Origin of the sequence: Jongsikchunia kroppenstedtii DSM 45133 (assembly GCF_000380485.1) — a bacterium.
Classification (GTDB): domain Bacteria; phylum Actinomycetota; class Actinomycetes; order Mycobacteriales; family Mycobacteriaceae; genus Jongsikchunia; species Jongsikchunia kroppenstedtii.
In genome coordinates this window covers 47,984-68,313 of the sequence record NZ_AQYG01000051.1, presented here as the reverse complement: position 1 = coordinate 68,313, position 20,330 = coordinate 47,984, and the positions used below count along the sequence as shown (strand labels likewise).

21 protein-coding genes and 1 pseudogene are annotated in these 20,330 nt (G+C 67.8%); 16 read left to right on the top strand and 6 right to left on the bottom strand.

What is annotated here, in order from left to right:
• Positions 1-20: 20 nt before the first annotated feature.
• The 7 genes and pseudogenes from sigE to G341_RS0118230 form a co-directional block, all read left to right on the top strand.
• Positions 21-620: pseudogene (gene sigE, locus G341_RS0118260) on the top strand (RNA polymerase sigma factor SigE); the annotation flags it as partial.
• A gap of 125 nt (positions 621-745) precedes the next feature.
• The gene (locus tag G341_RS24000; RefSeq protein ID WP_018180612.1) at positions 746-1,192 is read left to right on the top strand and encodes a hypothetical protein; all 447 of its coding nucleotides are present in this window, start codon (positions 746-748) and stop codon (positions 1,190-1,192) included.
• A gap of 151 nt (positions 1,193-1,343) precedes the next feature.
• Positions 1,344-2,822 (top strand): S1C family serine protease, encoded by a 1,479-nt coding sequence (locus G341_RS0118250; protein ID WP_018180611.1) that lies wholly within the window; start codon positions 1,344-1,346, stop codon positions 2,820-2,822.
• Positions 2,819-4,102 (top strand): lipase family protein, encoded by a 1,284-nt coding sequence (locus G341_RS0118245; RefSeq protein WP_018180610.1) that lies wholly within the window; start codon positions 2,819-2,821, stop codon positions 4,100-4,102. Before G341_RS0118250 ends, G341_RS0118245 begins: the two co-directional genes overlap by 4 nt.
• A 4-nt stretch (positions 4,103-4,106) precedes the next feature.
• The gene (gene tatB / locus G341_RS0118240; protein WP_018180609.1) at positions 4,107-4,589 is read left to right on the top strand and encodes a Sec-independent protein translocase protein TatB; all 483 of its coding nucleotides are present in this window, start codon (positions 4,107-4,109) and stop codon (positions 4,587-4,589) included.
• 89 nt (positions 4,590-4,678) lie between these two features.
• Entirely contained in the window at positions 4,679-5,560 is an 882-nt protein-coding gene (locus tag G341_RS0118235) for an SPFH domain-containing protein (protein ID WP_018180608.1), read from the top strand.
• A 104-nt stretch (positions 5,561-5,664) separates the two neighbouring features.
• Entirely contained in the window at positions 5,665-5,862 is a 198-nt protein-coding gene (locus tag G341_RS0118230; protein ID WP_018180607.1) for a type II toxin-antitoxin system antitoxin, read from the top strand.
• A gap of 31 nt (positions 5,863-5,893) precedes the next feature.
• Here G341_RS0118230 and G341_RS0118225 read toward each other — a convergent pair whose 3' ends face one another.
• Both G341_RS0118225 and G341_RS22515 read right to left on the bottom strand, forming a co-directional pair.
• Positions 5,894-7,039, bottom strand: coding sequence for an Mrp/NBP35 family ATP-binding protein (locus G341_RS0118225; RefSeq protein WP_026303857.1), 1,146 nt, complete (start codon positions 7,037-7,039; stop codon positions 5,894-5,896).
• 58 nt (positions 7,040-7,097) lie between these two features.
• Entirely contained in the window at positions 7,098-8,237 is a 1,140-nt protein-coding gene (locus G341_RS22515; RefSeq protein WP_018180605.1) for a lytic transglycosylase domain-containing protein, read from the bottom strand.
• Between the two features lie 271 nt (positions 8,238-8,508).
• Here G341_RS22515 and G341_RS0118215 point away from each other — a divergent pair, with 271 nt between their 5' ends.
• From G341_RS0118215 to G341_RS0118185, 7 genes are all read left to right on the top strand, one after another.
• Positions 8,509-8,835 carry a hypothetical protein gene (locus G341_RS0118215; protein ID WP_155827063.1) on the top strand — a complete coding sequence of 109 codons (327 nt, stop codon included), beginning with the start codon at positions 8,509-8,511 and terminating at the stop codon, positions 8,833-8,835.
• A 126-nt stretch (positions 8,836-8,961) separates the two neighbouring features.
• Positions 8,962-9,450: a YflT domain-containing protein gene (locus tag G341_RS0118210; RefSeq protein ID WP_018180603.1), complete on the top strand. Its 489-nt coding sequence runs from the start codon at positions 8,962-8,964 to the stop codon at positions 9,448-9,450.
• A 213-nt stretch (positions 9,451-9,663) separates the two neighbouring features.
• A complete protein-coding gene (locus G341_RS0118205) occupies positions 9,664-11,109 on the top strand; it encodes an extracellular solute-binding protein (protein ID WP_187329191.1) in 1,446 nt (481 codons plus the stop codon).
• Positions 11,106-12,032, top strand: a complete 927-nt coding sequence (locus G341_RS0118200; protein ID WP_018180601.1) for a carbohydrate ABC transporter permease — start codon at positions 11,106-11,108, stop codon at positions 12,030-12,032. Before G341_RS0118205 ends, G341_RS0118200 begins: the two co-directional genes overlap by 4 nt.
• Before the next feature lie 3 nt (positions 12,033-12,035).
• Complete coding sequence (locus tag G341_RS0118195; RefSeq protein ID WP_018180600.1) at positions 12,036-12,860, top strand: carbohydrate ABC transporter permease; 825 nt, start codon at positions 12,036-12,038, stop codon at positions 12,858-12,860.
• Between the two features lie 3 nt (positions 12,861-12,863).
• Complete coding sequence (locus G341_RS0118190) at positions 12,864-14,036, top strand: ABC transporter ATP-binding protein (protein WP_018180599.1); 1,173 nt, start codon at positions 12,864-12,866, stop codon at positions 14,034-14,036.
• 43 nt (positions 14,037-14,079) lie between these two features.
• On the top strand, positions 14,080-14,652 hold the full coding sequence (locus G341_RS0118185; RefSeq protein WP_018180598.1) for a suppressor of fused domain protein: 573 nt from the start codon (positions 14,080-14,082) through the stop codon (positions 14,650-14,652).
• An 11-nt stretch (positions 14,653-14,663) separates the two neighbouring features.
• On the opposite strand, the gene G341_RS0118180 is transcribed toward G341_RS0118185, so the two are convergent.
• Entirely contained in the window at positions 14,664-15,743 is a 1,080-nt protein-coding gene (locus G341_RS0118180) for a magnesium and cobalt transport protein CorA (RefSeq protein ID WP_018180597.1), read from the bottom strand.
• 171 nt (positions 15,744-15,914) lie between these two features.
• On the opposite strand from G341_RS0118180, the gene G341_RS0118175 reads away from it, so the two are divergent.
• Positions 15,915-17,051, top strand: coding sequence for an NAD(P)-dependent malic enzyme (locus tag G341_RS0118175; protein WP_026303855.1), 1,137 nt, complete (start codon positions 15,915-15,917; stop codon positions 17,049-17,051).
• A 7-nt stretch (positions 17,052-17,058) separates the two neighbouring features.
• Entirely contained in the window at positions 17,059-17,670 is a 612-nt protein-coding gene (locus G341_RS23185) for a glycine betaine ABC transporter substrate-binding protein (RefSeq protein WP_018180595.1), read from the top strand.
• Between the two features lie 10 nt (positions 17,671-17,680).
• On the opposite strand, the gene G341_RS0118165 is transcribed toward G341_RS23185, so the two are convergent.
• From G341_RS0118165 to G341_RS0118155, 3 genes are read right to left on the bottom strand one after another with little or no spacing between them, the layout of a single operon-like run.
• Entirely contained in the window at positions 17,681-18,592 is a 912-nt protein-coding gene (locus tag G341_RS0118165) for an alpha/beta hydrolase (RefSeq protein WP_018180594.1), read from the bottom strand.
• A 2-nt stretch (positions 18,593-18,594) separates the two neighbouring features.
• Positions 18,595-19,455 carry an SDR family NAD(P)-dependent oxidoreductase gene (locus G341_RS0118160; protein WP_018180593.1) on the bottom strand — a complete coding sequence of 287 codons (861 nt, stop codon included), beginning with the start codon at positions 19,453-19,455 and terminating at the stop codon, positions 18,595-18,597.
• Between the two features lie 9 nt (positions 19,456-19,464).
• Positions 19,465-20,319 (bottom strand): SDR family NAD(P)-dependent oxidoreductase, encoded by an 855-nt coding sequence (locus G341_RS0118155; RefSeq protein ID WP_018180592.1) that lies wholly within the window; start codon positions 20,317-20,319, stop codon positions 19,465-19,467.
• Between the last annotated feature and the right edge of the window lie 11 nt (positions 20,320-20,330).

Genomic DNA, 20,330 nt, shown 5'->3' with positions numbered 1-20,330 from the left:
GAAAGGCAGCGTGCCCTTTGATGAACGGCCAACCGAACGTTTCCCAGGCTCCGGAGGCCCCTGAGGCCGTCGAGAGCACGGCGGGGACTGCGCGTTTCGACGCGACGGGCAACAGCGCGTTCATGCCGTCCTGGGACGAACTGGTCCGCGAGCATGCCGACCGCGTCTACCGGCTGGCCTACCGCCTGTCCGGCAACGCGCAGGACGCCGAGGACCTGACCCAGGAGACGTTCATCCGGGTGTTCCGGTCGTTGTCGAGCTACCAGCCGGGCACCTTCGAGGGCTGGCTGCACCGCATCACCACCAACCTCTTCCTCGATATGGTGCGGCGCCGCAACAAGATCCGGATGGAAGCGCTGCCCGAGGACTACGAGCGGGTGCCGGCGACCGATCCGGACCCGGAGCAGATCTATCACGACGCGAATCTCAATCCCGACCTGCAGCGGGCGCTCGACTCGCTCGCGCCGGAGTTCCGTGCCGCCGTCGTCCTGTGTGACATCGAAGGTCTCTCGTACGAGGAGATCGCCGCGACGCTGGGCGTCAAGCTCGGCACCGTGCGCAGCCGCATCCACCGCGGCCGGCAGACGATTCGCCGCGAGCTGGCGACGGCCGGCCATCACAGTGGGCAGTCGGTGCTCGCCGACAACGAGGCATAGCTCGGGTCGGAACTTCTGGCCGTTGTCGGCCGTTGACCATCGCGAGTGCCGATAGCATGGGAAACGGTGCAACCCGGAGGTGAGGACAGATGGCCGATCGCGAGCAGACGCCGCGCGGAATGCGTGGGCGGATGAATTTCCGCAGTTCAGGGGTGTTCTCATCGAACCCGCACTACCGTGCGCCGGGTACCGAGGGCGGCCGCCCGTTTCAGCCGACCGAACATCTGGCACCGGAGGCGATCTCGGCATTCGTCGACGGCGAACTGCGGATGTCCGCGCACATGCGGGCGGCGCATCATTTGAGCGTGTGTCGCGAGTGTGCGACCGAGGTCGATCAGCAGCGCGCCGCGCGTGCGGCGCTGCGCAAGTCCGGCGAGATCTCCATCCCGTCCGACCTGCTCGGCGCGCTCGGCCGCATCCCGACGCAGGAGATCGATCTGCGTCGCGACGGGCAGGCCGCAGGCAAGCGGATGCGCAGGCCCGCGTCGCCGCTGGACGCGCCGGGTTTCCCGATTCACCGTCGAAAGTCACGCTGATCATCCGGGGCCATCGGCGGTTCGAACGACAGAGCATCGAACGACACGGCCGGTTTGCCGGTTGGGACCGTCCATGCCGTTGGGTAGATTCGACCCCCGTGGAAGAGGCGACCCCCGTGCAAGAGTCGACCCTCGTTGAAGAGTCGACATCGTGAGCACCCCGAATGAGCCGCCGCGGCTGCAGCCGCGTGCGCCGCATCGTCCGCCGGTGTCGCCGGAGACCTCGACGGTCTTCGGCCGTCCCGACGGGGTCGACGGCGCCTTCGCGCCCCGCGGTCCCCAGGGCGGATCGGCCGCGCGCGGTCCGGCTCCGCAGATCGCCGATCCCGATCCGGTCCTCGCCGAGGCGTTCGGCCGGGCACCCGGCGACAGCGAGTCCCTGCAGCGCGACCCGGACGCCCGCTACGGCGAGTCGACCGAGCCGGAGGCCGATCCCGATCCGTGGCGGGATCCGCAGGCCCCTGCCACGCTGACCGATCCGGCGGTCGCAGCCGCCCAGGAGGCCGCACCGAAGTCCTACGGGCCGAAGATCGGCGTCCGCGAGCTGCTGTTCGGCAACCGGGTGTCGTGGCGGGCTTTGGCCGCGATCGCGGTCGCGGCGGTCGTCATCGCGGTGATCGGCGGGTTCGTCGGGCGCTGGACGGCCGAGGTCACCGATCCGCTGCACTCCAAGAAGGTGTCGATCTCGACGAAGGAGCCCAACTCGGGCGATCCGAAGAGCCGCGTCACTCAGGTGGTGAACGCGATGTCGCGGGCCGTGGTGTCGATCGAGGTGCGCACCGACGACGCCCTGGCCGGCGGCTCGGGCGTGGTCATCGACAAGAACGGCTACATCCTCACCAACTACCACGTCGTCATGACCGCGGCGGCCGACAAGTCGGCGGTGCTGTCGGTGCTGACGTACGACAGCACGCGACTGCCCGCACGCATCGTCGGCACCGATCCGGCGACCGACCTGGCCGTCGTCAAGGTGGACGACGTCGACAATCTGTCGGTGGCGCAGCTCGGCGACTCGGACAAGCTGCAGATCGGCGAAGAGGTCGTGGCGTTCGGTCAGCCCGAATTCCTGCGCAACTCCGTCACCAGCGGCATCGTCAGCGCCGTTCATCGGCCGTATTCCGAGGGCAACTATCCCGACAGCGATCAGCCCGGTGCGGTGCTCGATGCCATCCAGACCGACGCCGCGGTGAACCACGGAAATTCCGGCGGTCCGCTCGTCGACATGGACGGGCACGTCATCGGCATCAACACCGCCGGGCTGATGGGCGGCCAGGACGGCGGGTCGATCGGCCTGAACTTCGCGATCCCGTCCAACGAGGCGTCGGACGTGGCGCAGGCGCTGATCCGCGACGGCAAGATCACGCATCCGCAGCTGGGCGCGAGCGTCGCCGATGTCGCCAACAAGGCGGTCAGCGGCGCGCAGGTGAAGAACGTGGTCAGCGGCTCACCGGCGGACCGCGCCGGCCTCAAGGAGGGCGACGTGATCACCAGCTTCAACGGCCGCAGCACGGAGGATTCGTCGGGACTGGCCGTGGCGGTGCGGAAGTCGCCCACCGGCAAGGGCATCCCGTTCACCTATTGGCGCGACGGCAGGTCGCTGGACGGCAGCGTCACGCTGACCGCCGGATGAGGCTCGTGCGGGCTCCGGCGGCTGCGGCGTTGGCGGGAGCCGGTGCCGCGGTCGCCGGGATCGCCGGCACGGCCACCGCGTTGCGCAATCCCGCAATCGTGCGGCGGCTCAACGGCTGGGCAGCCGGCCGACTCAGCGATGAACAGCTGGCCGATCGCCACGCGGCGATCCTGCCGACACCGATCGTGGGGGAGGGCTTCTATTCCAGCCCTGGCGATCTCGCTGCGTTCGACAACGGCGAAGTCGTTCGTAGCCAACAGGTGTCGCCGCGTCTGCCGATTCCCGGGGTGGTGGTCCGGCGCTTCATGGTGCGGTCGACCGACACCGTGGGCGCGGCTGTCCCGGTGACCGCGACGCTCTTCGAGCCGCGGCGCCCCTGGCAGGGCCGTGGCAGCCGACCTGTGGTGGTGCGCAATCAACCCATCAATTCGCTGGGGCTGCGGGCCGCGCCGTCGTACCGGGTGGCGCGCGGCGTCTATGCCGACGTGCCGCCGTTCTTACCGATTCTGCTGGCCCGGAACTACGCGGTGCTCGTCCCGGACCACGAGGGGCCGCGGATGGCCTACTCGGCGGGCGTGATGGCGGCGCACGCCGTCCTGGATTCCGTGCGCGGAATGCACCGCGTCCGAGACAAACTCGCGGACTCGCCGATGGTGATGGACGGTTACAGCGGCGGCGCGATCGCCACCGCATGGGCGGCGCAGGAACAGCCGACGTATGCGCCGGAGCTGCGCTTCAACGGCGCCGTCGCGGGTGGCACGCCCACGGACTACGCCCTGCTCTACCGCAGCATGAATGGCGCCCTGGGGTCGGGGTTGTTCGCCGCCGCAACCATCGGGCAGGCGCGGGAGTATCCGGAAATGGTCGAGCTCTTCGGTGACTTCGCGTTCTACCTGACGACCCTCATCAAGGACCTGCCGCAGCCGCCGCTGGCGGCATCCGGGATCGTCGGCATCGACCTGGACGTGCTCGCGGCCGTCGCGAACCCGTTCGAATCCGACATCGCCCAGCGGGTGGTCGCGGCCAACAAGCCGGGCGGTGTCGCGCCGACGATGCCGGTCCTGCTGTACCACGGGACCAAGGATCGATTCCTGGGCGACCAGTTCATCCCCGAGGAGGGAGTGCTGGAGCTCGCCGAGCGCTGGCGTTCGCAGGGGGCACAGGTCGACTACCGACCGGTGCCGGGTGACCACCTGATCGCGGCCGGCTGGGCGATGCCCGGTGTGCTCCGATGGATGCGGAGCGCACTCGAGGGCCGGCAGGACGCGGCGGTACTCTGACAGGGTGTTCGGCAGCATCGGTTGGGGTGAGATCGGGATCCTGGTGATCGCCGGTCTGGTGATCCTCGGGCCCGAGCGGCTGCCCGGTGCCATGCAGTGGACGATGAAATCGATCCGGCAGGTGCGCGACTACGCGACGGGCGCGACCGATCAGCTCAAGAACGACCTCGGCACCGACTTCGACGACTTGCGGGAACCGCTGGCGCAGCTGAACGAGCTGCGGGGGATGACCCCGCGCGCGATGATCACCAAACATCTTCTGGACGGCGATGATTCGATGCTGCGCGACGTCAGTTCGTCGATGCAGTCGGTGCGTTCGGAGTTCGACTCCGTGACGCGCGCGGCGAATGGCCGCACCGATGCCGTACCGAACAGGATGCCGCCGCGTGCGGACGATGTGCCGCCCGCGAGTTCGGGCCCGGCGTCGCCCGCTGCGCAGTCCTCGCCCGCGGCCGCGCCGGATGTCGCCGACTGGGACGCGACCTAGATTCATTTCGACCAAGCCGCCGGTGGTGACGCCGTCAAAAGCTCGCAAAAAGCCCTCCAAAATAGATATCACTTTGATATGGTTCGGCCATGAGCATCCCGCAACCGCAGTCGGCCGCCCCCGGAATCACCGAACACCGCGCTTGGTCGATGAACGGGTTCCTCGCACTGCTGCTGGGTCTGGTGTTCGTGGTCCTGGCGGTGGTCGGGTTCGTGAATAAACAGCCCGCGGTCGGGGTGATCGCGATCATCGTGGCGCTGTTGCTGTTTCAGCCGCTCGTGGTGATTCAGCCGGGGCAGACCCGCGTGGTCCAGTTCTTCGGCCGATATGTCGGCACGGTGCGGCGCACCGGGCTCACCTGGGTGCTGCCGCTGACGACCCGCCGGTCGGTGTCGGTGCGGGTGCGCAACTTCGAGACCAACGCGCTCAAGGTCAACGACGCCGACGGCAACCCGGTCGAGATCGCGGCGATCGTGGTGTGGCAGGTGCAGGACACCGCCAAGGCCACCTTCGCGGTCGAGTCGTACTCCAATTTCGTTGAGGTGCAGGCCGAGGCGGCGCTCCGGCACGTGGCCACCTCGCACCCGTACGACACCAACGTTCCCGACGCGACCTCGCTGCGCGGGTCGACCGACCAGGTGTCGTGGGAGCTCGCCCGCGAGGTCGCGCAGCGGATCGCGCTGGCCGGCGTGCAGATCCTGGAGGTGCGCGTCAGCCACCTGGCGTACGCCGCGGAGATCGCCCAGGCGATGCTGCAGCGCCAGCAGGCGAGCGCGGTCGTGGCGGCCCGCGAGCGGATCGTCGAGGGCGCCGTCACCATGGTGCAGATGGCCATCGACCGCCTCGAGGGGCAATCGATCGTCCAGCTCGACGAGGAGCGCAAGGCGGCCATGGTGTCGAACCTGCTCGTCGTGCTGTGTGGCGACCAGCGCGCCACCCCGATCGTCAACACCGGCTCGCTCTACCACTGAGGCCGATGGACTCCGTGTCCGGAAAGTCGGCTGGTTCTGGAAGGTCGGCTGGGTCCGGGAAGTCGGCTGAAGTCGGGAAATCGGCGGCCGCCGACCGCAAGTCGGTGCTGCTGCGGCTCGATCCGGCCGTGCATGCGGCGCTGACCCGGTGGGCGAATGACGAATTACGCAGCGTCAATGCGCAGATGGAGAAGGTGCTGCGGGATGCGCTGCGTGAACACGGGCGGCTCCCCGCTGGCCTGTCGGAGCCGCGGCGCCGGGGGAGGCCGGCCACGCCGCCGGGGGAGGCCGACGAGAGTTAGGCCTGTCACCTTATTGCTAGCTGGTGATCAGCTAGAGGTTGCGCGTGGTGTCGATGGACAGACTCATGCCGGCCAGACCGCGCTTGCGCACCGCGAGCTTCCCGGCGATGTCGCGCAACGACTTTCCGGCCGCCGACTCGGGCGCTGACAGCACCAGCGGGGTGCCGGCGTCGCCGCCCTCGCGCAGCGCCGGGTCGAGCGGCACCTGACCGAGCAGCGGCACCTCGGCGCCCACCGACTGGGTGAGCCGCTGGGCCACCAGCTCGCCGCCGCCCTCGCCGAAGACATCCATCCGGCTGCCGTCGGGGAGCTGCAGCCAGGACATGTTCTCCACCACGCCGAGGATCTTCTGATGTGTCTGCAGCGCGATCGCGCCGGCCCGCTCGGCAACCTCAGCCGCCGCCTGCTGCGGGGTCGTCACGACGACGATCTCGGCGCCCGGAATCAACTGCGCGACGGAGATCGCCACGTCGCCGGTGCCCGGCGGCAGATCCAGCAGCAGCACGTCCAGGTCGCCCCAGAAGACGTCGGCCAGGAACTGCTGCAGCGCGCGATGCAGCATCGGTCCGCGCCACACCACGGGGGTGTTCCCGCTGGTGAACTGGGCGATCGAAATGAACTTCACGCCGTGCGCGGAGGGCGGCATGATCATCCGCTCGACCTGCGTCGGCTTGGCGTCGTTGCCCATCATCCGCGGCACCGAATGGCCATAGATGTCGGCGTCCAGCACGCCCACCGACAGCCCGCGGTCGGCCAGTGCGGCCGCGAGATTCACGGTGACGCTCGATTTTCCGACGCCGCCCTTGCCGGACGCGATCGCGTAGACGCGGGTCAGCGAGCCGGGCTGGGCGAACGGGATCACCGGTTCGGCGCGGTCACCCCGCAACGATTTGCGCAGCTCGGTGCGCTGGTCGTCGTTCATCACGTCCAGCTCGACCCGCACCGCGCCCACACCGGCGACATCGGCCACGGCGGTGGTGACACGCGACGAGATCTCGGTGCGCAGCGGACAGCCCGCGGTCGTCAAGTAGATGCCGATGTCGACGCTCGAATCGTCGGCGATGCTGATCGACTTGACCATCCCGAGTTCGGTGATCGGCTTGCCGATCTCCGGGTCGTCGACCTTCGCCAGCGCCGCGCGAACGGCAGATTCGGTGGGGGCTTGTGCGCTAGTCATCAGCACAAATTCTATCGCTGGGCGATAGGGCCGTGATTTCGGCCGGGCAGAGACACCGCTAGGGGCGTACAGCGGGTCTGCTGATGGCGGGCGCGGGGGCCGATGTCTTCGGGGCGGCTGGCTTGGCGCCTCCCGGGCCCGGCGGCGCCGGGGCGGGCAGGGGAGCCGGGGCCGCCGGTGCCGGCAGGCAGAGGTTCATGAAGCACAGCGGCGGCGGGGTCGGCGTCGTCGTGGTGGTCGTCGGCGTCGGCGACGCGGAACTCGACGGGGCGGACGGCGCGGTGCTGCAGCCGGCGGCGCCCGGTGGCGCGGTCGGGTTGGTGACGGTGCCGGGGGCGGAGTTGCGCCCGCCGGGCGGGGCGACGGTGGTGGTCGCAGCCTGCGTCTGGCCCGGAACCTGTCCGGGCGGCGGGCAGCTCGTGGCGGCGGGGGTGGGCAGCTGCGGGATCGGGTTGGTAGGCATCACACCGGTCGAGTAGGCGGTGGACCAGGCGAGGACCGTGCCGACATACGCCATCGAATTGTTGTAGCGCAGAACGGCACTCACGGGATTGGTGCCGTTCATGATGCCGGTGACCCCGGCGCAGAGGTACCGCCCGGCCGCATACGTCGCGTCGAAGACGTTCTGCGGGTCCTTCTTGCCGTCGCCGTTGCCGTCCGCGCCCCACGCGGCCCAGGTGCCCGGCATGAACTGCATCGGGCCCTCGGCGCGGGCGAAGCTGCCGTCGGCGTTCTTGACGACCTCGTTGCCGGCGAGATGACCGTCGAGTACCGGGCCGGAGATGGGCGTCAGCGCGGTGCCGGAGGCGTCGACGTTCCCGTTGCCCGCATGATTCGACTCGATCTTGCCGATTCCTGCGAGCAGGAACCACGGCAGCCCGCACTGGGGCTGCTCGGCGGCCAGCCGACCGGCCGCCATCTTATACGCCTGCAGCACGATGCCGGGGATGCCGAGAGGGCCGGATGGCAGGTTGAGCAGCGCGGCGGGTTGCACCGCAGAGGTCGGTGCCGCGCCTTCGGCCGGCGGCTTGATCAGGTACGCGGCGGGAGCGGCCTGGACGATGACACCCGGATCCTGCGGGGTCGCCACGATCGGCGCGGGCCGGGGAGCCGAGGCGAAGCCCGTACTCGCGGCCGCGGTGCCGCAGACCAGTGCGACCCCCAGGACGCCGGCGAACCCGACGGCGACCGTTCGCATGGTGAGTCGAGGAGTGTGCAAGCCATCGACGGCAACGCTGCCTGCATCGCGCAGGGCAGCCCACGCTCGTTGACCAACCACGCGCTACTCCCTCCAGGTCGGGGCGGACCACGGGACGTGTGACACCCGCGAAGCGAGTGACCGGTCGTTCGCGAGCGTCACAATGTGGCACAGCTTACTGGTGATCCGCGATCTCGTTCTGGGAGTCGAAGAATTCTTCATCGCAGATCCGGGGTCGGCGTGCGCGGCGGGGCACTGGGATACTCGACGCATGCAAATTGTCTTCAGCGCCGGTGACAATCACGTCGCCCAGGCCGTGCTGGTCGATCCCGACGACTTCACCGCGCTTTCGCTCGGTATCGCCCAGCATGTGCCGCGCCCGCAGGTGGTGGCCGCGCTCGCGAAGATGGGTCCGGGCCTCGACGGTGCCGAGGCGTTCGTCTCGGTCGCCGCGATCAAGGGTTTGGCCGGTGACCGCGCCGCGGACGCCGAGTGGCTCGCCCAGCTCGATTCGATGATCGAACGTGCCCGCAAACGGGGCTCGATCAACGAAGCCGGCGACATGCGTGGCCACCTGGTGCGAGCCGGTGGCCAATAAGCCGACGGCGAACGGCGTAAACAGGACGCCGAGGTTCCCGGCGATCGCGCGCATCCGGTGACATGATCGAGGGAGAGCGGCGATCGAGGAGTCTGCGTTGATAGGGGCGTCAGGGTGAGCACACCGATGGGTGGAAGTGGCAATCTGAGCAACAGCAACCGCAGTCGGTTGCCGATGCCGCCTAAAGGTTGGCCGATCGGCTCGTATGGCACCTACGCCGAGGCGCAGCGGGCGGTCGATTACCTCTCCGACGAACACTTCTCGGTCGAGGACGTCACGATCGTCGGCGTCGACCTGATGCAGGTCGAGAGGGTGCTCGGGCGACTCACCTGGGGCAAGGTGATCGGCGGCGGCCTGGTGTCCGGCGCCTGGCTGGGATTGTTCTTCGGCCTGATCATGGGAATCTTCGTGTCGAATCCGCTCGGCGCGATCCTCGTCGGTCTCGGCGGCGGTCTGATCTTCGGCCTGATCTCGGCGGCGCTGCCGTACGCGGCGACCCGCGGGCAGCGCGACTTCGCGTCGACCATGCAGTTGGTCGCCGGGCGCTACGACGTGATCTGCGATCCCAAGAGCGCCGAGCGGGCGCGAGACCTGTTGGCGCGGTTGAACATCTGACGCCGACGCGCGCCGCGACGGGCGGCGTGCCGTCTTCTGTGCGACCCGTAGCGGTGGGTCGCGTTGTTCGTTCCCGACGAACCTGGCACGATCTTGCCAATTGCGCCGTACGTCACACCGGTGGGCGCTAGCTTTGGCCGGGGCAGGCCGGAGGCCGGTATTCGTCGGCCGGTGGCCGGTGTTGAAGTCCAGCGGTTCGACGAGGAGGGGCGTGTGCAGCGCGCGAGAGTGATCAAGCTGGCGAGTGCGGCCGTCGCCGTTCTCGCGGTGGCCCCGATAGTCGCCGCGTGCGGGTCGGGATACACGCGGGGCACCATCAACATCTATTCGATGCCGGACGGCGCGCCGTATGTCGAGAAGGCGGCGGCGATCTGCAACGCCGCATCCGGCGGCGAGTACACGATCAAGGTGTCGAGCCTGCCGAAGTCGGCCGACGATCAGCGGCTGCAGTTGGCTCGGCGGCTGACCGGCCACGATCATGCCGTCGACCTGATGACCACCGACGTCGTCTGGACCGCCGAGTTCGCCGATGCCGGCTGGATCGAGCCGCTGCCGCCGCAGTACGCGGACGAGGTCCGGTCGACCACGCTGCCCGGCCCGCTGGACACGGCCACATGGAAGAAGAAGGGCACCGACACCGAGCAGGTGTTCGCGTTCCCGGCGTGGACCAACACCCAATTGCTCTGGTACCGGCCGGATGTGCTGAAGAAGTACACCGGGTCGGCCACGCCGCCGCAGACATGGGACCAGCTGCTGGCGGACAACGCCAAGATCACCGCGGCCGGCGGACCATCCTGGATCGCCACCATGGGCGCCCGCTACGAGGGCCTGATGGTGTGGTTCAACTCGGTGCTGCTGTCGGCCGGTGGCAGCGTCGTCGACCCGTCCGACCCGACGCGGCAGACCCTGGACGACACCCCCGAGCATCGCGCCGCCACCGTGAAGGCGCTCGAAGTGCTCAAGCAGGTCGCCACCGCGCCCGGCCATGATCCGTCGATCTCCAACAACATGGAGGGCCAAGCGGCACAGGGGATGCTGGACGGCAATGCCACGTTCGAGATGAACTGGCCGTTCGTGTTCGCGGGCATGCGCACCAACGCGGCCGCCGGTTCGGTGCCGTTCCTGCCGCAGTTCGCAAAGCAGTTCCCGGAGTTCGCGGATGAGAAGGCGACCGTTCCGGATGCGACGATCGTGAAGGCGAACACCGCGATGAAGCCGTATTTCACCTGGGCGCGGTATCCCGGCTTCGCCCTCTCCGGCGGACCTGTGACATCGCTGAGCACGATCGGCGGCAACAACATCGCCGTCGCGAGCACGTCGAAGCAGAAGGATCTGGCGTTCAAGGCCGCGGCCTGCCTGACGAATCAGGCGAGCCAGCGGATCTACGGCGTGGACGGCGGCACCCCGCCGGTGCGGGCAGACCTGTACCGGGACAAGAGCTTCCAGCTGGCGTATCCGCTGTACCAGACGATCCTCGATCAGCTGCAGTCGGTCGACGGGGTCGCGCCCGTGCGTCCGAAGACGCCGGTGTATCAGGCGATGTCCACCTTGATCGTGCAAAAGCTCAGTCCGGTGGGCAGTTTCGATCCGCAGAAGCTGGTCGGCACCCTCGCCGATCAGGTGAACAAGGCCATCTCCGGTAAGGGGCTGATCCCATGACCGCCGTCGTCCCAAAGGGTGTCACCGAGGGCAAGCGGGTTCTCAGCGAGGGAAAGCGCTCCGAGCGTCGTCTCGGGCTGCTGCTGATCGCGCCCGCGGCGATCCTGATGCTGGTCGTCACCGGCTATCCGATCGTCTACGCGATCTACCTGAGCCTGTTCAAGGCGAGCCTGGCTGCACCCGGCGAGAACGAGTTCGTGTGGTTCCGCAACTACGGCACCGCGCTGTCGGACGGCTACTGGTGGACCGCGTTCGGCGTCACCGCGTTCATCACCGTGCTGTCGGTGGCCATCGAATTCGTCCTGGGCCTCGCGATCGCAATGGTCATGCACCGCACCATCTTCGGCCGCGGCACCATTCGCACCCTGGTGTTGATTCCGTACGGCATCGTCACGGTCGCGGCGGCCTTCTCCTGGTACTACGCCTGGACGCCGGGCACCGGATACCTGGCGAACCTGCTGCCGAGCGGGAGCGCACCGCTCACCGAGCAGTGGCCGTCGCTGTTCATCATCATCGGCGCCGAGGTGTGGAAGACGACGCCGTTCATGGCGCTGCTGCTGATGGCCGGCCTGGCGCTGGTGCCCGAAGACCTGTTGAAGGCCGCGCAGATGGACGGCGCCGGCGCGTGGACCCGGCTGTTCCGGATCATCCTGCCGCTGATGAAGCCGGCGATCCTGGTGGCGCTGCTGTTCCGCACCCTCGACGCCTTCCGGGTGTTCGACAACATCTACGTGCTCACCAAGGGCAGTAACAACACCGGATCGGTGTCGATGCTGGGCTACGACAACCTCTTCAAGGCGTTCAACCTCGGCGTCGGATCGGCGATCAGCGTGCTGATATTCCTCTGCGTCGCGATCATCGCGTTCGTATTCGTCAAGATATTCGGTGCTGCCGCACCGGGATCCGACAGCGAGGGGCGGTAGGTCATGCTTCTCGGACGTCGAATCGGTTGGTCGGTCGCGAACCTGATCGTCGTGCTGTATGTGCTGATCCCGGTGCTGTGGATCGCGAGCCTGTCCTTCAAGCCCACGACGAGCATCGGCGACGGCAACTTCGTTCCGCAGCACTGGACGCTGGACAACTACAAGGGCATCTTCAAGACCGACACGTTCACCAGTGCGCTGATCAACTCGATCGGCATCGGGTTGATCACCACCGTGATCGCGGTGGGTGTGGGCACGGTCGCGGCCTATGCGATTGCGCGACTGGACTTTCCGGGCAAGAAGGTGATGGTCGGCGCGTCCCTGCTGGTCGCGATGTTCCCGCAGATCTCGCTGGTGACACCGATGTTCAACATCGAGCGGTCCATCGGCCTCTTCGACACCTGGGCGGGCCTGGTGCTGCCGTATGTCACCTTCGCGCTGCCGATGGCGATCTACACGCTGTCGGCATTCTTCCGGGAGATCCCGTGGGAGTTGGAGAAGGCGGCGAAGATGGACGGCGCGACGCCGATGCAGGCGTTCCGGAAAGTCATTGCGCCGCTGGCGGCCCCGGGCGTGGTCACCGCGGCGATCCTGGTGTTCATCATGGCGTGGAACGACCTGCTGCTGGCGTTGTCATTGACGTCGACCAAGCGGTCGATCACCGCCCCGGTGGCGATCGCCAACTTCACCGGCAGTAGCCAATTCGAGGAGCCGACCGGGTCCATCGCGGCCGCTGCGGTCATCATCACGATTCCGATCATCATCTTCGTGCTCTTCTTCCAACGTCGAATCGTTGCCGGACTCACGTCCGGTGCGGTGAAGGGATAACCCATGGCCGAGATCGTTCTTGACCACGTCAGCAAGCGCTATCCCGATGGCTCGCTTGCCGTTTCGGATGTCAACATCAGCATCGCCGACGGTGAGTTCGTGATTCTGGTCGGGCCGTCCGGCTGCGGCAAGACGACGACACTCAACATGATCGCCGGGCTGGAGGACATTTCCGACGGCGAGCTGCGGATCGCCGGCGAGCGCGTCAACGAGAAGGCCCCGAAGGACCGCGACATCGCGATGGTCTTCCAGTCTTATGCGCTGTACCCGCACATGACGGTGCGGCAGAACATCGCCTTCCCGCTGACGCTGCAGAAGCTGCCGAAGGACGAGGTCAACCGCAAGGTCGAGGAGGCCGCGCGGATTCTCGATCTGACGTCGTATCTGGACCGCAAGCCGGCCCATCTGTCCGGCGGCCAGCGGCAGCGGGTCGCGATGGGCCGCGCGATCGTGCGCTCGCCCAAGGCTTTTCTCATGGACGAGCCGCTCTCGAACCTGGACGCGAAGCTGCGCGTGCAGATGCGCACGGAGATCGCCCGGCTGCAGCAGCGGCTGCGCACCACCACCGTCTACGTCACGCACGACCAGACCGAGGCGATGACCCTCGGCGACCGGGTGGTCGTGCTGCAGGGCGGCCGGGTGCAGCAGGTCGGCACGCCGCAGGAGCTGTACAACCGGCCGAACAACCTGTTCGTGGCCGGGTTCATCGGTTCTCCGGCGATGAATTTCCTGTCCGGACAACTCGGCCAGTACGGGATCGCGACCCCGATCGGGGAGATCCGGTTCCGCGACTACGGCCGGGTGGCGCAGAACGCGACCCAGCTGCGCAGCAACGGCCAGGTGCTGGTCGGCATCAGGCCGGAACATTTCGAGGATCCGGCGCTGGTCGATCCCGTCGCGCGGCATGACGGCGTCGTGCTCACCGCGCAGGTCGATCTTCTCGAGTCGATGGGGTCGGACAACTACGCCTATTTCAGTCTCGGCGCCAGCGATCCCGGTGCCAGCCAGGCGCTTTCGCAGCTGGCCGACGCGGCCGGGGTGGACGTCGGAATCGATCGCCTGGTCGCGCGGCTGTCGGCCGAATCGCGGATCGGCCGCGGGCCCGCCCAGCTGTTCGTCGATACGAGCAAGGTGGCGATCTTCGACCAGGCCAGCGGCGCCAACCTGAGCCTGTAGCGCCCGGCCGGGTCCGCTGTCGATCCCGGCTAGGGTGGGTCCCGTGAATGCGGGCGAGATCGTGACCGGTCATCTGGTCGATGCCGTCGGCTCGACGCCGGCGAAGGCGTCGGTGACCTTCCTCGGCCTGGAGCCGGTCGACATCCTGCGTTTCGTCGACGGCGAGGATGTGGTGTTCGCGAGCGTGGGCTGCAGTCGTCATCCCATGACCGACCCGACCGCGATGGTCGCCGATACCGAGGCGGGGCCGCGGGCCGAGGTGGTCGCCCGGATGCGCGCCAGCGATCCGCTGACCGGGCTGCATCGCGCCCTGGCCATGGTGGCCGCCGCGCCGGCCGTCGAGGGGCTCATCCTGGTTCCCGACGCGCTCATCGACCTGTCCGAACCGCTCTGGACCGGATCATCCTGCACTGCAATCCTTCTCGAGCCTGACGCGATCGACGACTGCGTGCTGCCGGTGCCGGCCGAACCCGTGCGGTTCCTGCGCGCGGTGCCGATCACGGCGAACGAGGCGGCCTGGGTACGGTTGAAAGGCGCTGCGGCGCTGCGGGAACTCTGGGCCGAATCGGCGATCGACGTGACTGATCCGCATCGCGGGGCGGCGCCGCTGCAGTAATCGCGCAGCGGCTACAGCCAGTGGTTCCGGCGGAACGTTCGCCAGAGCACCACCACGACGGTCGCGAGCACGGCGAGCACCACGAAATAGCTGTACTTCCAGTGGAGTTCGGGCATGTTGTCGAAATTCATGCCGTAGATGCCAGCGATCATCGTCGGCACGGATGCGATCGCGACCCACGCCGAGATCTTCCGCATATCGGTGTTCTGCTCGACACCGGATTTCGCCACGGCCGCGCCGATCAACGACGACAGCACCTCGTCGTAGCCGCTGACTTGTTCGTCGACAGTGGTGTGGTGGTCCTGGACGTCCCGGAAGTAGCGTCGGATCTCCTTGCTGATCAGCGGATTGTCCTCGGCGGTGAGGCGGGCCAGGGCCGGGCCCAGCGGCGCGATCGCCCGGCGCAGTTCCATGACTTCGCGCTTGAGCAGATAGATGGGTTCGATGACGACGGCCTTGCGCGGGCTGAAAATCGATTCCTCGGCCGCGTCGATGTCCCGTTCCATCGCCTCGGTCACCTCGAGGTAGATGTCGACGAGGTGATCGGTGATCGCATGCATGACGGAGGTCGGCCCGAGCGCGAGCAGCTCCGGGCGGGCCTCGAGCTGCTTGCGCACGCTCGCCAGTTCGGAGTGTTCGCCATGGCGCACGGTGATCACGAAATCGGGCCCGACCATCATCATGATCTCGCCGGTCTCGACGACCTCCTTGGCATCCGCGAGACGCTCGTGCTCGACGTACTTGACAGTCTTGAGGACCAGGAACATGGTGTCGTCGTAGCGCTCGAGCTTGGGCCGCTGGTGGGCGTGGACGGCGTCCTCGCAGATCAGCTCATGCAGGCCGAAGGTCTCCGAGACGCCGGTCATCTGGTCGTTGTCGGGGGCGTGCAAACCGACCCAGACGAAGCCCTGCCCGGTCTCCCGGACCTTCGCGAGCGCCTCCGGGTAGCTGATCCGCCCCGGCTGACGTCGCCCGTCGACGTAGATCGCGCAATCGACGACCGCGCGGGAGGCCGGCACCGGAATCCGCGGCAGAGGTTTGGGTGCGCCGCCACCCGATCGCAATGACGGAATCGAGGGGATCGAGGGCATCGACGGCCTCCTGTCCTGGCGGCGATTGCGCCGGTGACCCGGCGTCGCAATCGTACGCGGTGAGCTGGGCATTGGCGGGGTGTCCGGCGGGGCGGTCGAGTGGGCTAGGGTATTGCGGTGACTCAGACTTCTCAGCCCGGTGCGGATGCCGCCGGGGCCAACGCCATCGATATCACCGACGAGGAAATCTTCGCTGGTCATGAGGGTGGCAAGTTGTCGGTAGAGCTGACCGCGCCGCTGGATACGAAGCGTGACCTGTCGATCGCCTACACGCCTGGCGTGGCGCAGGTGTCGCGGGCGATCGCCAAGGACCCGGCGCTGGCCGCGAAGTACACCTGGACCAACCGGCTCGTGGTCGTCGTCAGCGACGGCAGCGCGGTGCTGGGCCTCGGCGACATCGGCCCGGCCGCCTCGCTGCCGGTGATGGAGGGCAAGTCGGCCCTGTTCAAGAAGTTCGCCGGGCTCGACTCGATCCCGCTGGTGCTGAGCACCTCCGACCCCGACGAGATCGTCGAGACGCTGGTGCGGCTGCGGCACTCGTTCGGTGCGGTCAACCTCGAGGACATCTCGGCGCCGCGCTGTTTCGAGATCGAACGCAAGGTGATCGATGCGCTCGATTGCCCGGTCATGCATGACGACCAGCACGGCACCGCGATCGTGGTGCTCGCCGCGCTCAAGGCTGCCACCAAGGTGCTCGGCCGGGGTCGCAGCGATCTGCGCGTGGTGATCTCCGGCGCCGGCGCGGCCGGCGTCGCCTGCGCGAAGATCCTGCTGGCCGACGGCATCTCGCACATCACGATGGTCGATTCCAAGGGCATCGTGAACGCCGATCGCACCGACCTGACCCCGGTCAAGACGGAGCTGGCGGCGCAGACCAACCCCGATAGGCGCAGCGGCTCGCTGTCGGACGCGCTCGCGGGCGCCGATGTGTTCCTCGGCGTCAGTGCCGGCACCGTGCCCGAAGAGGCGCTGGCCAGCATGAACGAGAACGCCGTCGTGTTCGCGCTGTCGAACCCGGACCCCGAGGTGCACCCCGAGATCGCCGCCAAGCACGCGGCGGTCGTCGCCACCGGGCGCAGCGATTATCCGAACCAGATCAACAACGTGCTCGCCTTCCCGGGCGTCTTCCGGGGCGCGCTGGATGCCGGTGCCACCAAGATCACCGAGGAGATGAAGATCGCCGCCGCCGACGCGATCGTCGACGTTCTCGGTGACGAGCTGGCGGTCGACAAGATCGTGCCGAGCCCGCTGGATCCGCGGGTGGCCCCGGCGGTCGCCGCGGCCGTTGCGCGGGTCGCGCACAACTAGGTCGGCCGTGCGGCGGACGATCGGTCTGACGCTGGTGGCGCTGTGCGCCGGCCTCGTCGCGTTGACCGGATGCAGCTCGCCGCTGGCGGCACCGACGCCGACCGTGGTGGTCGGTGCCACCCCATCACCCTTCGGGGAGGTCGTGGCCGCCATCTATCGGGGCGCGTTGTCGCACACCGGAATCAAGATCGCCGCCGCGCCGTCGCTCGGCACCGACCAACAACTGCTGGGGCGGTTGGCCAACGGCAACATCGATCTGATGACCGGCTTCTCCGGCGATCTGCTGCATCTTCTGGCGCCGCAGTCGACGGCGGTGAGCGACGGTGATGTGTACAAGGAGCTCAGCCGGGCGCTGCCACAGGGGGTTTACGCCGGCGACCCGACGACCGTCACCCGCGACCAGCTGGCCGGCCGCCCGGCCGATCCCTCCGAGCTCGCCCGGGTGCTGCTGCCGCTCTATCGGGGAGCGGTACTGCCGAAGAAGTCCATCGTGGGGATGAACAATGTTGCCGGCGAACTCAATTCGGCTGATCTTGCCGGAATGGTCGCCGACGTGCAGGCCGGTCGCGAGACCGCGTCGGATGCCGCCAACACCTGGTTGGTGCAGCACGGGCTATAGCCCGTGAGAGCTAGCCCGAAAGCTGTGCGGCCAAGGACTGCGCGAGCCGCCGGGTGGCGTCCGCGGCCTCGGCGACCATCGTCGCCTGGGCGTGCGCGACATGCCAAAGCCGGGGGAGCGTCACGACCTCGGTCTCCACGTCGGCGGCGCGCAGCTTGCTTGCGAATCGCGACACCTGCGGATACAGCTCCTCCTGCACGCCGACGTGAATGACGGTGGGCGGCAGGCCCGTCAGGTCGGCATGCATCGGCGCATACTCGGGATCGGTGGCCGAAAGATTGCCGCGATAGAACTCCGCGCACTGGTGGCCCCAGTCGAGGGAGACGACGATGTCGTCGGCCTGCGGGTTGCCCGACGTGTCGGCCGGGTCGACCCACGGGGCGATCAGACCCAGTGCGGCGGGCCGGATTCCGTGCTTGTCGATCAGCCGCCGTGCCGCCGCCACCGAGAGTCCGCCGCCGGCCGAGTCGCCCGCGATCGCAATGGATTCGGGACGCAGGCCGTGCTTCTCGACGAGTTCGAGGTAGGCGGCCACGGCATCATCGACGGCCGCGGGGCACGGATGCTCCGGTGCCAGCCGATAGTCCAGCACGTACAGCGCCGCACCGGATTCGGCGGCCAGGGATGCGGCCAGCGTGCGGTGCGTCAGGGGCGAGCCATTGACGTAGCCGCCGCCGTGCAAATACAGGATGGCGGTGCCCCGGTCGGTCTTCATCGAGCCGGTGCCGCGTACCTGTACCAGTTCAGTCGGCCGGCCACCGAGCGTGATCGCCTGGTGCGTCGTGCCTTTCGGCAGCAGTTGGGTGCGTGACAGCGAGTCGAGCAGCTGTCGTTGCTGTCGCGGCGAGCGGCGCGGGTTCAGGATGTACCCGAACGTGGGTCGCAGTATCGCCTTCGCGACCGGCAGCGGCACGTACGGCACGGTTACTTGCCGCCCATCAATCGGCTGCTGGCCAGTGTGACCACGCGCTGATAGCCGGATCCGGTCGCCCGGACCAACAGGTCGATCGCCTTCGCGTCCGCGCCCACGAGCACGCGCGCCTTGTGTCGCCGCGTGCCGTTGAGGATCACCGTCGCGGCATCCTCCGCCGACATCCGGGCGAGCTGCTTGTTGAACAGGTCCTTGAGTTTGTCACCGTCCGAGCCCTCGGATACGGTGCCCCAGTTGACGATGTTCGTCTTGACGCCGCCGGGGTGCACGCAGGTGACCTTGACCGGATGCTTGGCGATCAGCATCTCCTGACGCAGCGCCTCGGTGAAGCCGCGGACCGCGAACTTGGCTGCGTTGTAAGCACTCTGGTCCGGTTGCGCCATGATGCCGAACAGCGACGAGGTGTTCACTACGTGGCCGTCGCCGGATTCGATGAGGTACGGCAGGAACGCCTTGGTGCCGTTGACCACGCCCCAGAAGTCGATGTCCATGACCCGGTCGTAGTCCTTGAACGTCGTGTCGGTGACCGGGCCGTGGTGGTTGATGCCGGCGTTGTTGAAGATCAGGTTGATGACGCCGAAATGCTCGGCGACGGTCTTCGCATAGTCGAGCACGGCCTCGCGCTCGGCGACGTTGAGCAGCTGTGAATGCACCTGTGCGCCAGAGGCTTCCACCAGTGCACGGGTCTCGTCGAGCGCGGCCGGGACCACATCGGAGATGGCGACCTTGGCGCCGCCCTTGGCGAGTTGAATCGCCAGCTCCCGGCCCATGCCGGAGCCGGCGCCGGTGACCACGGCGACCTTGCCGCGGAAGTATCCGTCGAAATTGCTTGCGCGCGAACTGGAGTTGGACATGGTGTGCTCCTACTTGGCCTGGGGAACGAAACGTCCGGTGAGGATGACCGATGCCCGCTGATAGAACGAGCCGCCGAGGCGGACGAGGAAATCGAGGATCTTCGCGTCGGCGCCGACCAGCACGCGGGCGTGGCCGCGGCGGACGGCGTTCAGGATGATGGTCGCGGCCTTCTCCGAGGTGGTGGTCGCCAGGTACTTGTCGAAGAAGGCGGCGTTCTCCTTGGCGTTGTAGCCGTCGGACGCGGTGCTGTTGCGGGCGATCGCCGTCTTGATGCCGCCGGGGTGCACGCAGGTGACCTTGACCGGGTGCTTGGCGATCAGCATCTCCTGGCGCAGCGCCTCGGTGAAGCCGCGGACCGCGAATTTGGCTGCGTTGTAGGCGCTCTGGCCGGGCTGGGACAGGATGCCGAACAGCGACGAGGTGTTCACCACGTGGCCGTCGCCGGATTCGATGAGGTAAGGGAGGAAGGCCTTGGTGCCGTTGACCACGCCCCAGAAATCGACGTCCATCACGCGGTCGATCTCTTTGAACTCCATGTGCTCGACATTGCCGGTGTGGGCGATGCCGGCGTTGTTGAAGATCATGTTGACCTTGCCGTAGTGCTTGGCGACGGTGTCGGCGTAGTCGATCATCGCCTCGCGCTCGGCGACGTTGAGCAACTGCGCATGGACCTCGGCGCCGGTCGCGGCCACGAGTGCGCGGGTCTCCTCGAGTCCGTCGGGATTCATATCGGAGATGGCGAGTTTGGCGCCCGCGCGCCCGAGCTGGATCGCCATGTCGCGGCCCATTCCGGAGGCGGCGCCGGTCACCACGGCAACCTTTCCGGCGAATGCGGGGTCGGGCTTGGAACCGGTTTCAGTCATGAAATTGAGGC

Bases quoted from the DNA above. Each gene is read 5' to 3' on its own strand.
- G341_RS24000 (WP_018180612.1), top strand. From the start codon at position 746: ATGGCCGATCGCGAGCAGACGCCGCGCGGAATGCGTGGGCGGATGAAT.
- G341_RS0118245 (WP_018180610.1), top strand. From the start codon at position 2,819: ATGAGGCTCGTGCGGGCTCCGGCGGCTGCGGCGTTGGCGGGAGCCGGT.
- G341_RS0118235 (WP_018180608.1), top strand. From the start codon at position 4,679: ATGAGCATCCCGCAACCGCAGTCGGCCGCCCCCGGAATCACCGAACAC.
- G341_RS0118225 (WP_026303857.1), bottom strand. From the start codon at position 7,039: ATGACTAGCGCACAAGCCCCCACCGAATCTGCCGTTCGCGCGGCGCTG.
- G341_RS22515 (WP_018180605.1), bottom strand. From the start codon at position 8,237: ATGCGAACGGTCGCCGTCGGGTTCGCCGGCGTCCTGGGGGTCGCACTG.
- G341_RS0118215 (WP_155827063.1), top strand. From the start codon at position 8,509: ATGCAAATTGTCTTCAGCGCCGGTGACAATCACGTCGCCCAGGCCGTG.
- G341_RS0118210 (WP_018180603.1), top strand. From the start codon at position 8,962: ATGGGTGGAAGTGGCAATCTGAGCAACAGCAACCGCAGTCGGTTGCCG.
- G341_RS0118200 (WP_018180601.1), top strand. From the start codon at position 11,106: ATGACCGCCGTCGTCCCAAAGGGTGTCACCGAGGGCAAGCGGGTTCTC.
- G341_RS0118195 (WP_018180600.1), top strand. From the start codon at position 12,036: ATGCTTCTCGGACGTCGAATCGGTTGGTCGGTCGCGAACCTGATCGTC.
- G341_RS0118190 (WP_018180599.1), top strand. From the start codon at position 12,864: ATGGCCGAGATCGTTCTTGACCACGTCAGCAAGCGCTATCCCGATGGC.
- G341_RS0118180 (WP_018180597.1), bottom strand. From the start codon at position 15,743: ATGCCCTCGATCCCCTCGATTCCGTCATTGCGATCGGGTGGCGGCGCA.
- G341_RS0118160 (WP_018180593.1), bottom strand. From the start codon at position 19,455: ATGTCCAACTCCAGTTCGCGCGCAAGCAATTTCGACGGATACTTCCGC.
- G341_RS0118155 (WP_018180592.1), bottom strand. From the start codon at position 20,319: ATGACTGAAACCGGTTCCAAGCCCGACCCCGCATTCGCCGGAAAGGTT.